Source organism: Microbacterium sp. LWO12-1.2, from assembly GCF_040675875.1.
Lineage (GTDB): Bacteria > Actinomycetota > Actinomycetes > Actinomycetales > Microbacteriaceae > Microbacterium.
This window is the reverse complement of sequence record NZ_JBEGII010000001.1, coordinates 330106-343518: the sequence shown is the minus strand read 5'-3', so window position 1 is coordinate 343518 and position 13413 is coordinate 330106. Positions and strand designations below refer to the sequence as shown.

General features: G+C 69.0%; 14 protein-coding genes. 4 read left to right on the top strand and 10 right to left on the bottom strand.

The features are described from left to right. Nucleotides 1–58: 58 nt before the first annotated feature. Both MRBLWO12_RS01695 and MRBLWO12_RS01690 read right to left on the bottom strand, forming a co-directional pair. The gene (locus MRBLWO12_RS01695; protein ID WP_363552069.1) at nucleotides 59–1075 is read right to left on the bottom strand and encodes an ABC transporter permease; all 1017 of its coding nucleotides are present in this window, start codon (nucleotides 1073–1075) and stop codon (nucleotides 59–61) included. Beyond that, the gene (locus tag MRBLWO12_RS01690; protein ID WP_363552067.1) at nucleotides 1072–2067 is read right to left on the bottom strand and encodes an ABC transporter ATP-binding protein; all 996 of its coding nucleotides are present in this window, start codon (nucleotides 2065–2067) and stop codon (nucleotides 1072–1074) included. Before MRBLWO12_RS01690 ends, MRBLWO12_RS01695 begins: the two co-directional genes overlap by 4 nt. An 89-nt stretch (nucleotides 2068–2156) precedes the next feature. Between MRBLWO12_RS01690 and MRBLWO12_RS01685 the strand changes: the two genes are divergently transcribed. Continuing rightward, nucleotides 2157–2555: a YccF domain-containing protein gene (locus MRBLWO12_RS01685; protein ID WP_363552065.1), complete on the top strand. Its 399-nt coding sequence runs from the start codon at nucleotides 2157–2159 to the stop codon at nucleotides 2553–2555. Nucleotides 2556–2601: 46 nt separating this feature from the next. Here the strand turns inward: MRBLWO12_RS01685 and MRBLWO12_RS01680 are convergent, their stop codons facing one another. After that, on the bottom strand, nucleotides 2602–3588 hold the full coding sequence (locus MRBLWO12_RS01680) for a glycerophosphodiester phosphodiesterase family protein (protein WP_363552063.1): 987 nt from the start codon (nucleotides 3586–3588) through the stop codon (nucleotides 2602–2604). Nucleotides 3589–3678: 90 nt separating this feature from the next. On the opposite strand from MRBLWO12_RS01680, the gene MRBLWO12_RS01675 reads away from it, so the two are divergent. Both MRBLWO12_RS01675 and MRBLWO12_RS01670 read left to right on the top strand, forming a co-directional pair. Then, nucleotides 3679–4599: a Bax inhibitor-1/YccA family protein gene (locus MRBLWO12_RS01675; protein WP_363552061.1), complete on the top strand. Its 921-nt coding sequence runs from the start codon at nucleotides 3679–3681 to the stop codon at nucleotides 4597–4599. Nucleotides 4600–4756: 157 nt separating this feature from the next. Then, a complete protein-coding gene (locus MRBLWO12_RS01670) occupies nucleotides 4757–5029 on the top strand; it encodes a GlsB/YeaQ/YmgE family stress response membrane protein (RefSeq protein ID WP_363552059.1) in 273 nt (90 codons plus the stop codon). A 75-nt stretch (nucleotides 5030–5104) separates the two neighbouring features. On the opposite strand, the gene MRBLWO12_RS01665 is transcribed toward MRBLWO12_RS01670, so the two are convergent. Both MRBLWO12_RS01665 and MRBLWO12_RS01660 read right to left on the bottom strand, forming a co-directional pair. Beyond that, complete coding sequence (locus tag MRBLWO12_RS01665; RefSeq protein ID WP_363552057.1) at nucleotides 5105–6397, bottom strand: RNA polymerase sigma factor; 1293 nt, start codon at nucleotides 6395–6397, stop codon at nucleotides 5105–5107. A gap of 1 nt (nucleotide 6398) precedes the next feature. Continuing rightward, the gene (locus MRBLWO12_RS01660) at nucleotides 6399–6824 is read right to left on the bottom strand and encodes a YciI family protein (protein ID WP_363552055.1); all 426 of its coding nucleotides are present in this window, start codon (nucleotides 6822–6824) and stop codon (nucleotides 6399–6401) included. A 131-nt stretch (nucleotides 6825–6955) separates the two neighbouring features. On the opposite strand from MRBLWO12_RS01660, the gene MRBLWO12_RS01655 reads away from it, so the two are divergent. Beyond that, a complete protein-coding gene (locus MRBLWO12_RS01655; RefSeq protein WP_363552053.1) occupies nucleotides 6956–7621 on the top strand; it encodes a DNA alkylation repair protein in 666 nt (221 codons plus the stop codon). An 82-nt stretch (nucleotides 7622–7703) separates the two neighbouring features. Here MRBLWO12_RS01655 and MRBLWO12_RS01650 read toward each other — a convergent pair whose 3' ends face one another. From MRBLWO12_RS01650 to MRBLWO12_RS01630, 5 genes are read right to left on the bottom strand one after another with little or no spacing between them, the layout of a single operon-like run. Further along, entirely contained in the window at nucleotides 7704–9092 is a 1389-nt protein-coding gene (locus MRBLWO12_RS01650; RefSeq protein ID WP_363552051.1) for a glycosyltransferase, read from the bottom strand. Nucleotides 9093–9100: 8 nt separating this feature from the next. Continuing rightward, the gene (gene guaA, locus MRBLWO12_RS01645) at nucleotides 9101–10687 is read right to left on the bottom strand and encodes a glutamine-hydrolyzing GMP synthase (protein ID WP_363552049.1); all 1587 of its coding nucleotides are present in this window, start codon (nucleotides 10685–10687) and stop codon (nucleotides 9101–9103) included. Further along, entirely contained in the window at nucleotides 10684–11175 is a 492-nt protein-coding gene (locus MRBLWO12_RS01640) for a DUF3817 domain-containing protein (RefSeq protein WP_363552047.1), read from the bottom strand. Before MRBLWO12_RS01640 ends, guaA begins: the two co-directional genes overlap by 4 nt. Before the next feature lie 52 nt (nucleotides 11176–11227). After that, nucleotides 11228–12205: a class I mannose-6-phosphate isomerase gene (locus MRBLWO12_RS01635; protein ID WP_363552045.1), complete on the bottom strand. Its 978-nt coding sequence runs from the start codon at nucleotides 12203–12205 to the stop codon at nucleotides 11228–11230. Next, entirely contained in the window at nucleotides 12202–13410 is a 1209-nt protein-coding gene (locus MRBLWO12_RS01630; protein ID WP_363552043.1) for an ADP-dependent glucokinase/phosphofructokinase, read from the bottom strand. The genes MRBLWO12_RS01635 and MRBLWO12_RS01630 overlap by 4 nt, the downstream gene beginning before the upstream one ends. Between the last annotated feature and the right edge of the window lie 3 nt (nucleotides 13411–13413).

Below are 13413 nucleotides of genomic sequence, written 5' to 3'. Positions count from 1 at the left end.
CCGCAGATGTACGCCGCGTGAACGCGCGGTTGCTGTTCGCCGCTCTACCGTCCGACCGTCAGGCTATGCGTGTCCCCGGGGGAAGCCGGCGCGCGGGAGTCCGCGTGCGCACCCAGGCCCCGGCGAACAGCGAACCGGCGATCACGACCTGCACCCCGAGACCGACGAACCAGCTCGGAACGGTCGAATCGATGATCTCCCGCCCGGTCTGTGAGGTGTTCTCCTGCGCGCACTCGTCCCAGCGCTGCTCGAGCGGCGAGAGCTGCACCGTGCGCACACCCAGCTTGATCTGGCCGAACAGGTCGACCGGGTTCCCGCCCTTCGAGAACTCGGTCGGCGTCGCGTCGGCGAGCACCACGAAGGGGTTCGCGGCGAGGGTCCACCACACGAGGTCGAACCGCGGCACCTCATACGTGTAGCTGTCCCATCGCTCGCAGTCGACGTTGCCCGCCGAGTCCCATGGCCGAGAGTAGGTCGTCGCCTCGCTGCGCACCGCGAGCCCTCCGAGGACGAAGGCGATCAGGGTGCCGAGCACGAGACCCGACACGACCAGGTAGGTGGTGGCGACCGAGAACAGCGGCCGCGCGATCAGACCGCTCAGCCCCACCCCGATGGCGGCGACGATGATGATCTCGACGATCAGCACGAGCAGCGACACCAACAGCACGCTCACGTCGGCGTCGCTCCCGACGAGCGACCCGGCGAGGAACGGGATGGCCACGATCAGGAACGCGCCGCCCGTGGCCACCGCGGCGAGGAGCTTGCCGATCATGATGTCGCCCGTGGACGCCGCCGTCACCTGGATGGCGGCGAGCGTGGCCGCGTCGCGGTCGCCGTTGATCGTGTTGCCGCTCAGAGTCGGAGAGACCAGCACGACCAGCAGCAGCACCATGTTGACGACGATCGAGAAGACCCCGGCGCCGTCGGCGTCGTCCCAGGAGTACACCGCATAGGCGAGCACGGTGACTCCGAGCAGCACAGCCGCGTACACGCCGAGCAGCACGTACCAGCCCACGCTGCGCAGCCGTTGCGTCAGCTCGAGCCGGGCGATGGTGGTGATGTGCGAGATGCTCATGCGCCGTCCTCCGTCGGGGTGGGGTGTGCGGGCGGGGCGGGTGGGGGCGGTGAAGCCGGGGCGGGATGCGCCTCCTGCTCACGGAGAGCGAGGAACGTGTGCTCCAGTGCGCTCTGGGCCGGGGCGAACTCCGACACCGGGAGTCCCGCCTCCACCAAACGCCGCAGCGCGTCGGCGGCGGCCTCTTCGCTCGGAAGGCCGAGCAGCACCGCGCCTCGGTCGGCACCGAGCGACTCCGGTGCCACCCCGAGCGTCGATGCGACCTGCCAGGAGTCCGCCTTCAGCCGTTCGGTCGATGCACCGGAGAGCCTGATCCGCCATGCCCGCGCGCTCGCCTGTGCGGGTGCGGCGTCCACCACGGCACCCGCGACGAGGAACACCGCATCGTCGACGACCTCTTCGAGTTCGGAGAGCACGTGGCTGGAGATCAGCACCGTGCGGCCTTCAGCGGCGAAGCGGCGCAGCAGCACGCGCAGCTGCACGCGGGCCTCGGGGTCCAGACCCGACGCCGGTTCGTCGAGCAACAGCACCTGCGGATCGTGCACCAGTGCGCGCGCGAGTCCGAGCTTCTGCTTCTGCCCGCGGGAGAGCACCTTCGCTGGAGAGTCGGCGAGCTCACCGAGGCCGACGAGGTCCAGGAGCTGTTCAGCACGGGGGGCCGCATCGGACCGGGAGATGCCGTAGAGCCGGGCCGTCGTGACGATCGTCTCCCGCGCGGTGAGCGAGGGCCACGCTCCCAGCGCATCGGGCATCCATCCCAGCAGACGTCGAGCGGCCAGCGGGTCGGCTGCCGGATCCACTCCCCCGATCCGGATGCTGCCGGAGTCGGGAGCGAGCAGCGACGCGAGCATCAGCAGCAGCGTGGTCTTGCCGGCGCCGTTGGGGCCGACCAGTCCGGTCACCCGCCCTTCCTCGGCACGGAGGGTCGCGCCGCGCACGGCGTGGACCGATCCGAATGATCTGCTGACGGCGTCGACGACGATTCCACTCATCCGGTCAGTCTGGCATCCGGACCCCGCACACCCTGGGAGCTCGGGGCGGATGCTCAGGAGCGCCTGATCGCAGGTGACATGATCAGAGGATGCGCACGATCCTCAACATCATCTGGGTCATCCTGGCCGGCTGGGCCCTGTTCCTCGGGTACGTGCTGGCCGGTGTTCTGCTGTGCATCCCGATCATCACGATCCCGTGGGCGATCGCCTCGTTCCGCATCGCGCGCTACGCGATCTGGCCATTCGGACGAGAGGTCGTGAGCAGGCCCACCGCCGGCGTCGGATCCTTCCTCGGCAATGTGCTCTGGGTGATCCTGGCCGGCTGGTGGCTCGCGATCGGCCACATCGTCTCGGGTCTCGCACTCTGCATCACGATCATCGGCATCCCGATGGGCATCGCCGACTTCAAGATGGTGCCGGTCTCTCTCATGCCGCTCGGCAAGGAGATCGTCTCCACACGCAAGGGTGCATTCGACCGCACCCTGTGATCCGGCTGCCTTCGCGTCCGGACCGGGTGTCCGCTCTGACGCCGCCTCAGCTGCGGAAGAATCCCACTCCGAGATCCGGATGGTCGACGAAGACGCCGTCGACTCCGGTGCGGGCGATCACGCCCCACTCGGCCTCGTAGTCGCCATAGGCCGCGCGTCCTCCCGGTCCGCGAAACTCCGGTGACAGGAATCCGTTCTCAGGGCGGCAGGTCCAGGTGAAGACCTTGAGGCCTCTGGCATGCGCATCCGGGACGATCGTGTTGCCGCGCGCGAGCAGCATCTTCTTGTTGACGCTGATGCCGTCGACGCGACCGACAAGGTCGTCCAGCCCCCGAGGCGTCACCGTGGCCTTGTAGGTCGTCGCGTGCATGCCCTGTGCGACCAGGAGGTCGTAGGGCCGACCCGCTGCCTCGATCAGGTAGATGTAGGAGGCGGGGATGCCGCGCTCTCGGAGCTGCCCGAGCACGGTCGATTCGAAGCACTCGATGATCAGCGGGAGCTCGCCGTCGGCCCATCCGGCTGCGCGCAGGTCTCGCTCGATCAACGGAGCAAGCTCGATGCCGATGCTCGCGAAGTACGTCGCGTGCTTGACCTCCAGGACGACGCCGATCTCACGTCCATGCTCCACAGAGCCTTCGCGCACGATGTCCAGCACGTCCACCAGTCGCAGGATGGCCTGCGAACCGTCGAAGCTCGCGCTCGAGAGCCGCACCTCCGGCAGCCTCTCGCGCCCGCGCAGCGTCGACAGCTCGGCCCACGTGAAGTCCTCGGTGAACCAGCCCGTCAACGCCTGACCGTCGACGCGCTTCGTGGTCTTCCGGTCCGCGAACTCCGGGTGATCGGCGACATCCGTGGTGCCGGAGATCTCGTTCTCATGACGCACCACCAGCACGCCGTCCTTGGTGGCGACCACATCGGGTTCCACGGCATCGACGCCCATCGCGAGCGCGAGCTCATAGGAGGAGCGACTGTGTTCCGGGCGGTAGCCGGGCGCACCGCGGTGCCCGATGACGAGAGGAGATTTCCTGGGCACGCTCTCAGCGTAGAACACCCCACCTGTGGCACCTCCCGGGTATCTTAGAAGGAAGCGACCTACGACACCCTTTTGGAGTGAGGCCCACCAATGAGCAACTTCGCATTCAACAACCCTGCGTTCAAGCAGCAGGATCCGCGCAACGTCGCGACCTACCCGGGCGGACCGCAGGCTGCTCAGGGTGCACAGAACGCCTCCTTCCAGCACGCCGGAATCGACGCGGCGACCAACGCGCAGCTCGAGGGCATGTACGCCGCTCCTCCGGCAGGCGCCATCGAGACCGACCGCATGTCGGTCGAGGACACGGTGTGGAAGACCGCCGGCCTGTTCGCCATCCTCCTGGTCACCGCCGCGGTCGGCTGGGTCTGGACGCTCGGCGGCGTCGCCGCTCCCGCGTACAACCCGTACAGCGACTTCCAGCCGAACATGCTGCCGTGGATCGTGGGCGCGCTCGCCGGCTTCGTCCTCGCGATGGTCATCACCTTCACCTCGCGCAAGAAGGTGCGTCCGGCGCTGATCTTCGCCTACGCCGCGTTCGAGGGTCTCTTCATCGGTGGAATCTCGGCGTTCTTCGAGGTCCTGTACCCGGGCATCGTCGTCCAGGCCACGCTCGCGACCGTCTCGGTCGTCGGTGTGACCCTGGCCCTCTTCGCGAGCGGCAAGATCCGCGCGTCGAAGAAGGCCACCAAGATCTTCATGATCGCGATGATGGGCTACCTCGTCTTCTCGCTCCTGAACGTCGTGCTCATGTGGACCGGCATCAACGACAACGCCTTCGGACTCCTCAGCGCCAAGCCGTTCCTCGGCATCCCGCTGGGTCTGATCATCGGCGTCCTCGTCGTGATCATGGCCGCGTACTCGCTGGTGCTCGACTTCGACCAGATCCAGCAGGGCGTCCGCAACGGCGCTCCGCGCCAGTACGGCTGGCTCGGTGCCTTCGGCATCATGGTCACGGTGGTCTGGCTCTACATCGAGATCCTGCGGATCATCGCGATCGCCCGAAGCAACTGACTTCGACACATCGAAGAGGCCCGTCTCCGCAAGGAGGCGGGCCTCTTCGCATATCCGGACGGTGCAGCGCAAGGGGATGGCTCAGCGCTCGATGTCCCGCCAGAGTGAGCTGCACGAGCCCTGGCACCCCGGGGCTCACGAAACATAGGAGCTGACCATGAGCTTTCTCGGATTTCTTCTTCTCGGCCTCATCGCCGGAGCCATCGCGAAGCTGATCCTGCCCGGCAAGCAGGGCGGCGGATGGTTCATCACCCTGCTGCTCGGCGTCGTCGGCGCCTTCCTCGGCGGATGGCTCGGCAGCCTGATCCTGAACCGGCCCCTCACGGAGTTCTGGGACCTGGGCACCTGGCTCCTCGCCATCGGCGGCTCGATCATCGTGCTGCTGATCTACGGCCTGATCGCCGGCCGCGGTCAGAAGGTTCGCGACTGATCGCACAGCGGTGACAGGAACCGCCCCGGTCGTCGGCATCGCTGACGACCGGGGCGGTTCTTCGTGCGCGCGGCGTCAGCGCCCTGCGGCCTTGGCCTCGAGCAGCGCCCGCTCACGATCGTTGCCGGCGAGAGCCGCAGCAACGGCGAATTCGCCCCGGGCCTCCTGATCCCGCCCGAGACTCAGCAGCAGTTCAGCCCTGGTGGCCGGGAGCAGGTGATACCCGGAAAGGACACCGGAGGCTGCGAGCTGGTCGATGATCCGCAGTGCGGATGCCGGGCCGGTCGCCATGGCCACGGCCGCTGCGCGGTTGAGCTCGACGACGGGCGACGGCGCGATGCGGCCGAGCGCCTCGTACAGCAGCACGATGCGATCCCAGTCGGTCTCCTCGACCGAGGCGGCGACGGCGTGGCATTCGGCGATCGCAGCTTGCAGACCGTAGGGGCCCCGTCCCGATCCGAACGCATCCGCTGTGGCGAGTGCGGCACGACCGCGGGCGATCCTCCCCCGGTCCCAGCGTCGGCGGTCCTGGTCTGCGAGCAGCACCGGGTCGCCGTGCGCGTCGACACGTGCGGGGAAACGCGCGGCCGTCAGCTCCATGAGCGCGACGAGGCTGTGCACGTCCCGCTCCCGCGGCATCAGCGCGGCGAGCACCCGCGCCAGGCGGATGGCCTCGTCACTCAGCTCGGGGCGCATCCAATCGGAGCCACTGCTCGCGGAATGGCCTTCGTTGAAGATCAGGTACAGCACGCCGAGGATCGCTCCGAGCCGGGCAGGCTGCTCCTCGCGGGGCGGCATCTCGAACGGCACGTGTGCTGCGGCGAGTGTCTTCTTCGCCCGCACGATCCGCTGCTGCACAGTGGCCGTCGGCACCAGGAACGCCCGTGCGATCTGCTCGCTCGACAGACCGGCCACCACGCGCAGCGTGAGCGCCACCTGCGCCTCGCGCGACAGCACGGGGTGGCACGAGATGAAGATCAGCCGCAGAACGTCGTCATCGACCGCATCCGGGTCCCAGGGCGCGTCCGGCGCCTCCGCCTGTTCGCGCTCCAGATCGTGGGCGAGCGCGGCCATGCGGTCGTCAAGCCGTTCCTGGCGGCGCCATCCGTCGATCGCCTTGCGTTTCGCGACCGCCGTCAGCCAGGCGGCAGGATTGCGGGGCGCTCCCTCGAGCGGCCACTGCCGGAGAGCGTCGAGCAGCGCCTCCTGCGCGAGATCCTCGGCGAGCCCGAAGTCGCCGACGAGCCTCGTGAGTGTTCCGACGATGCGGGCGGATTCGATGCGCCAGACCGCGGCGACGGCGCGCTCCGTCGACCCTGACCCGGGTGCGGAGCGCGCCGTCGCGCTGTCGGCAGAGGTGTCGCTCATCTCACTGCTGGGCGCGACGCGCCTCTTCTTCGCGCCAGCCCGCTTCCTTCTCGATCCACTCGTTGTCCGCCGGGAAATCCGACATGTCGGTCACGCGACGCACCTCGAGGAACGATCCAGGTCCGAGCGGCGCACGACTCGCCCACTCCGCGGCCTCCTCGCGGCTCGAGACCTCGAGGATCCAGAAGCCGTTGAACAGCTCCTTGGTCTCGCCGTAGGGGCCATCCGTGATCAGGGGCGTCTCGGCGCTGAAGTCGACGACGAAGCCCTCGGCAGCGTCGGTCAGACCTTCACCAGCGGCGAGGACACCGGCTTTGATCATGGACTCGTTGTACCTGCCCATGGCCTCGATGACCTGCTCGAACGGGAGCTCCTTGTATGCGGCGACGGCTTCGTCGGTCGAGCGCATGATCAGCATGTACTTCATGAGGTTTCTCCTTGGTCGGTGGGCCGTCTGTCGACCCTCTCACTAAAGACGTCGAACGGAAACGACCGGGATCGACATCCCTCAGAACTTTTTCTGAAGATTCTTCTCCTCGTCCTCCTAGACTCGCCCTCGTGCCTTCTGCAGAGCTCGCGACACGGATACGCCTCGCCCTTCTCGACGCCGCAGATCCGGCACTCGCGCCCGCGCAGCAGTCGTACATGAAGTCGTCGATGCCGTTCTACGGGGTGCGGATGCCGCTCGTGCGCCGGCTGGTCTCCGCGCAGGCCAAGGGGCTGACCGATCCAGAGCTGCTGCGGGGCGCCGCCCTGCTCCTCTGGCGCGACGCCACCCATCGCGAGGAGCGCTACGCCGCGACCACGCTGACCGCGCTGCGTCCGCTGCGTGCGCGGCTCGACATGCTCCCGGTGCACGAGGAGATGATCCGCACCGGTGCCTGGTGGGATCACGTCGACGAGATCGCGCACCGACTCGCGGAGACGCTGGCTGCCCACCCCGGCGAGATGACTCCGCTGCTGCGGGACTGGTCCGGTGATGTGGACATGTGGATCCGCCGCGCCAGCATCATCGCGCAGCTCGGACGCCGCGGCGAGACCGACCGTGACCTGCTCACCACCGTGATCGACGCGAACGCCGCCGACCGCGAGTTCTTCATCCGCAAGGCGATCGGCTGGGCTCTGCGCGAGATGGCGCGGATCGACCCCGACTGGGTGCGCGCCTTCGTCGACGCCCGCGACCTCTCGCCGCTGTCTCGCCGCGAGGCGCTGAAGCACCTCTGAGCGGTCCTCCGGTCGCAGAGCATGCGCGTCGCTCCTCCAGGAGCGACCATCAACGCGACCGCCGTGGACCAGCAGGAACCGATCAGGCGCGACGCGAGGGGCGCTGCACGACGTCGGCGATCACATCGGTGAGGGCGGCGAGCGAGCGCTCGGGGCTCCAAGCGGCCGCGACCGCTGGACCTTCCTCGCCCAACCGGGTGCGCAGCGCGTCATCCGTGAGCACGCGCCGCACGGCCGCGCCCAGCGCGTCGACGTCGCCGCCGGGCACCAGCACGCCACCACCCTGCTGCAGCACGTCACGGATGCCGTAGCGCGCGTCGTAGGACACGACGGGCGCCCCGTGCAGCAGTGCCTCGACGATCGACAGCGGCTGCCCTTCGAAGGCCGTCGCCGTCACCACCAGCGCGGCACGATCGAGCACACGACCGGGGTCGTCGGTGTATCCGGAGAGCACAACCCGGTCGCTCGCTCCGAGCTCCTCGATCAACGCGGCAAGGCGTTCCTGCTCGGGACCGCCGCCCCAGATCTCCATCCGGGCCCCCGGCACGTCGGCGGCCAGGAAGGCACGGATCGCGTGATCCACCCGCTTGCCCGGTGCCAGGCGACCGAGCACGACGACGAGGCCGTCCTCGCGCAGGTCATCACGCCGCGTGACGGCGGGGATCGGATTCGGGACGACCGCGTGGTGCGCGCTCGCGCCGAAGCGAGCCACCACGTCGTCGCGCTGGGTCGCTGTCGGCCAGATCACCCCGTCGAAACGATCGGCGAGGCCCAACCAGCGCGTCCAGAGGGTGTTCATCGGGGCGTCTGCCGTGTACGGCGCTTCCAGATGGATCGTGTGGATGGTGTGGACGATGCGCACGCGCGGATCCGCCCACGAGGCGATGAGCTCTCCGAGCTGGCGCGACTCGCAGATCACGACGATCGGCCGCTCGCCCAGGCCGGCCGCGATGTGCTCCAACCACGCCAGGTAGAGCCCGCCGAACCCGGCGACTCCCCCGACCACAGCGCCGTCGGCGTCGTAGACCTGCACGGCTTCACGGCTCAGGTGCCAGTCGGGGTCGCCGGAGATGACAGGAAGAGCGACGAACGGGCGCCCTGCCGTGTCGGCGATCGTGCGGTACTCGACGCCACCTCGCGCAGTGAGCGTCGGGTCCGCCGCGGCGCGCAGCCACTCGGCCGCGCCGCCGCCGTCGTCCCGTGCCTCGTCGAACAGGTTGCGCATCCGCGAGGTGTCGGTGAGCGCGCCGCGCTGCCGGAAGGTCTCCCGGTGCTCGGCATGAGCCTCGAGCGTTCCCGGGTCGAACGTCAGCAGTTGCGGACCGGCACCCTCGGCGACACCGGCACCGGCGAGCTGCCGGGTACGCGCAAGCGTCGCGATCGTGTACCCGCCGTCGAGCCCCGGGATCAGACGGCTCGACAGGACGAGGTACTCGGCGTCGGGGAGAACCGGCGCCGCATCGGGGAGCATCGCGCTCCCTACTCCCACTCGATCGTTCCCGGCGGCTTCGACGTGACGTCGAGCACGACGCGGTTGACGTCGCGCACCCCGTTGGTGATGCGGTTGGAGATCTTCGAGAGCACGTCGTACGGCAGACGCGTCCAGTCGGCGGTCATGGCGTCTTCGCTCGACACCGGGCGCAGCACGATCGGGTGGCCGTAGGTGCGGCCGTCGCCCTGCACGCCCACCGAGCGCACGTCGGCGAGGAGCACGACGGGGCACTGCCAGATCTCCTGGTCGAGGCCGGCCTTGGTCAGCTCTTCGCGGGCGATCGCGTCGGCTTCGCGCAGGATGTCGAGACGGTCCTGCGTGACCTCGCCGATGATGCGGATGCCGAGGCCGGGGCCGGGGAACGGCTGGCGTCCGACGATGGCCTCGGGAATGCCGAGCTCGCGGCCGATCGCGCGGACCTCGTCCTTGAACAGGGCGCGCAGCGGTTCGATCAGCTCGAAGTCGAGGTCGTCGGGCAGTCCGCCCACGTTGTGGTGCGACTTGATGTTCGCGGTGCCCGCGCCACCGCCGGACTCGACGACGTCGGGGTACAGCGTGCCCTGCACGAGGAACTTCACGGGGGCGCCGCCTGAAGCCTTCGCTTCGGCGACGAGGTCGAGCTGCACCTTCTCGAACGCGCGGATGAACTCGCGGCCGATGATCTTGCGCTTCTCCTCCGGGTCGGTCACGCCCTGGAGGTGACCGAGGAAGGTGTCGGCCGCATCGACCGTGATCAGACGCACACCGGTGGACTCGACGTAGTCCTTCTCGACCTGCTCGCGCTCGCCCTTGCGGAGAAGGCCGTGGTCGACGAAGACCGCGGTGAGCTGGTCGCCGATCGCCTTGTGGACGAGGGCCGTGGAGACGGCGGAGTCGACGCCACCGGAGAGAGCCGAGATCACGCGTGCGTCGCCGACCTGCTCGCGGATGCGCTCGATCTGCTCGGCGATCACGTTGCCGCTGTTCCAGGCGGAGGCGAGGCCCGCACCCTTGTGCAGGAAGTTCTCGATCACGCGCTGGCCGTGGTCGGAGTGCTTGACCTCGGGGTGCCACTGCACACCGTAGAAGCCACGCTCCTCGTTCGCGAAGGCCGCGACCTTGGTCGCATCCGTCGTGGCGAGCACGTCGAAGCCCTCCGGGGCCGTGGCGACCTGGTCGCCGTGGCTCATCCAGACGTTCTGCTCGAGGGGCTGACCACCCAGCAGGGTTCCGCCGTCACCCGTGATCACAGCGTCCGTCGCGCCGTACTCGCGCAGACCGGTGTTCGCGACCTCGCCGCCGAGGGTCTGGGCCATGTACTGGAATCCGTAGCAGATGCCGAGCGTGGGAACGCCGAGCTCGAAGACCGCAGGGTCGAGGCGCGGAGCGCCCTCTTCGTACACCGACGACGGTCCGCCGGAGAGGATGATGGCCACCGGGTTCTTCGCCGCGATCTCCGCCGCCGTGGCGGTGTGCGGGACGATCTCGCTGTAGACGCCCGCCTCGCGGACACGACGGGCGATCAGCTGCGCGTACTGCGCGCCGAAGTCGACGACGAGCGCAGGGCGCTGCTGGGTCTCGGACTGCTCGGTCAACGGACACCTTCCGGGGCGGTTCTCGGGTCGGTCGCAGCGCTGGTCGCAGCGTCTGCAGCCTCCCTGGTGGCGAGGTAGGACTTGACGTCGCGAGCGACGGTCGCCTCCATGATGAAGGACAGCAGCGGGATGACACCGCCGAGTGCGAGCAGGATGAAGCGCAGGAACGGCCAGCGCATCAGGCTCCACATCCGGAAGCACGCGAACAGGTACACGACGTAGAACCAGCCGTGGGCCACGAGGATGAACAGCGACAGGTTGAGCCCGTCACCCGTCGACTCGAGTCCTTCGGGGCCTTCGACGACCGGGGCGAACCAGAGCGGTCCGCCGGATCCTCCGGCGAAGAGCTCGAGGTGGATCGGCGTGTACTTCAGCACCATCTCGGCGACCAGCAGGAGCAGCATGACTCCGGTGATGATCGACGCGATCTGGTAGAACTTCAGCGCACCGCGGATCGCCGGAAAGCTGGCGACTTTCGGTTCGGGCATGCGTCCAGTCTAGCCGCCGCTGATCACGGCTCGATCCGTGCTCCGACCGCGCTCAGGGGGCCGGTGGACGGGCGATCAGCAGTTCAGCATCGCCACTGACCTGCACGCGCCCCGTTGCGGCGGGCACCAGCACCGTCGCTCCCGTCGTGAGCACGAGGCCGTCGAGGTCGGCGACGCCCCTGACCACGACCACGACCGAGAATCCGGGGTCGATCACGGCGGCACCGTGCAGGGGCAGCCGCTCGAGGCGGAAATACTCGTCTGCGGCTCGAGGGAGCACCGATCCGGATGGGGGCGCGGCGTGCACGAGCGCCCCCATGTCGACGGCGCTGCGCGCGGTGGTCGTCACGGCGGTGAGCGCGAGGTCGAAGCCCAATCCGAGGTGTCCCTCCCCCGGTCCGTCGATCGCGAAGCCGTCCCACTCGAGCAGGATCGACAGGTCCTCCGGCTGCTGCAGCTCGAGCAGCAGCACGCCGGCGCCGATGGCGTGCAGCTCACCGGCGGGAACCCACACCACGTCGCCCGGCTGCACCGGGATCTCGTGCAGGAGCCCGAGGAGCGCGTCGACGTCCTGACGGGAGACGAGGTCGGCGAGGGTCTCCTGCGAGACCTCCTCGCGCAGGCCGATGTGCACAGGGCCACCCTCGAGGATGTACCAGGCCTCGGCCTTGCCGTGCGCACGCCCGAGGTGCGATGCGGCGAAGTCGTCGTGCGGGTGCGCGTGCACCGGCAGCCGCTGACCGGCGTCCAAGAGCTTCACGAGCAGCCGGGCGTCCGCACCCCAGCGCCGGGCATGGGCGTCTCCGAGCCAGCCGATCGGATCCTCGTCGATCGCATCGCGCAGCACGCGTCCGTCCGGGAGCGTGCTCAGACCGAGCGACTGCTCCCCACGGATGGTCGTGGTCGATGCGACCCAGTCCTCCGGCTCGCGCTCGGCAGTGACGGACTCGCCGCGGAAGGCGCACAGCGCCGCTCCCCCGCGGTAGAAGCGCTCCGGAGGGCGGTTCGACGAGAGGACGATCGGCTTCATGGGCGTTCTCCATGCTGAGCGTGCGCGGCGAGGAAACCTCCGACGAAGGTGTCGCCGAGGCCGATCGTCGTGGGCGTCTCGACATCGAGCGAGAAGGCGGGCACACCGACGGCATCCGCCACCGCACCCTCGACCGCGGCGACGAGCGCCACTCCTCCGCGATGCCGATCCATGGTCGCCGTCTGCTCGGCGTCCGCTGCCGTGAACCCGTCACCGAGCCGGTAGCGCGTCGCAGAAACCCGCACCGCGCTCTCCAGCGCGGCACGGTGCCTGGCGGCGTCGGGGCCCACCGCGAGCGCCCAGTGACGGGTGTGCACGACGAGAGCAGGGACGGGGATGAGCGCACGGATCTCACCGAGCGCACGGGTCACGTCCTCCGGATCGAGCAGGTCGACCGCGCGGCCCAGGTACTCCTGCAGCTCGTCCTCGTTCATGCCGTACACGTCGATGCGCGGCAGCAGCTGCGCCCGGACGGTCTCGGAGAAGGCGCGGGTGTAGAAGCCGGCGTCCTCGTAGTAGACGAGCGCTTCGGCCGGCAGCGCGCGCATGGCCTGCTGCAGCTCATCCAGTCGCTGCGCGAGCAGCGCGTGGTCCTGCATGGTGTTGAAACCCGACACCAGGAACACTCCGGCCGTCGCGAGCACCTCGCCCAGCGCGGGAGCCAGGCGCATCTCGCGATTCGGGGGGTCGTTCGCGAAGATCAGCCGATTCGCGCTGGGCGAGATGATGTCGCCGTCCAGCAACCGCACATGGGCGCCGACGGGGTACTGCACGATCAGGTGCGGGTCGAGGGTGTCCTCCGTGGCGGATGAGACGAAGGACACCCCCGGCGGCAGCAGCCGGCGCACGTTGTCGTCGATGCTCACCAGATGCTGCACGCTGGGGATGCCGAGGCTGTCGAGCACGAGACCGGCCCGCACGCCGGTCCCACCCAGGGTCACCGCGTAGTCGAAGTGGGAGGAGAACGCCTCGACCACCTCCGACGACGCGACGAACCTCTCCGCCCCTGTCCCCGCCGCGACGAGGGCGAGGACGGCGACCAGGAGCGAACGCTCATGGACGATCGGCGCCGAGGCAGTCAGCTCGTGCCGCCGCACGCGGTGCTCGAACGCCAGCCGATCGAGCACTGCGGAATCCCACCGCAGTTCGTAGTCGACCGTTCCGCCGAGCCCGAGCACGAGCTGCCTGTCCACGACTTCGATCATCGC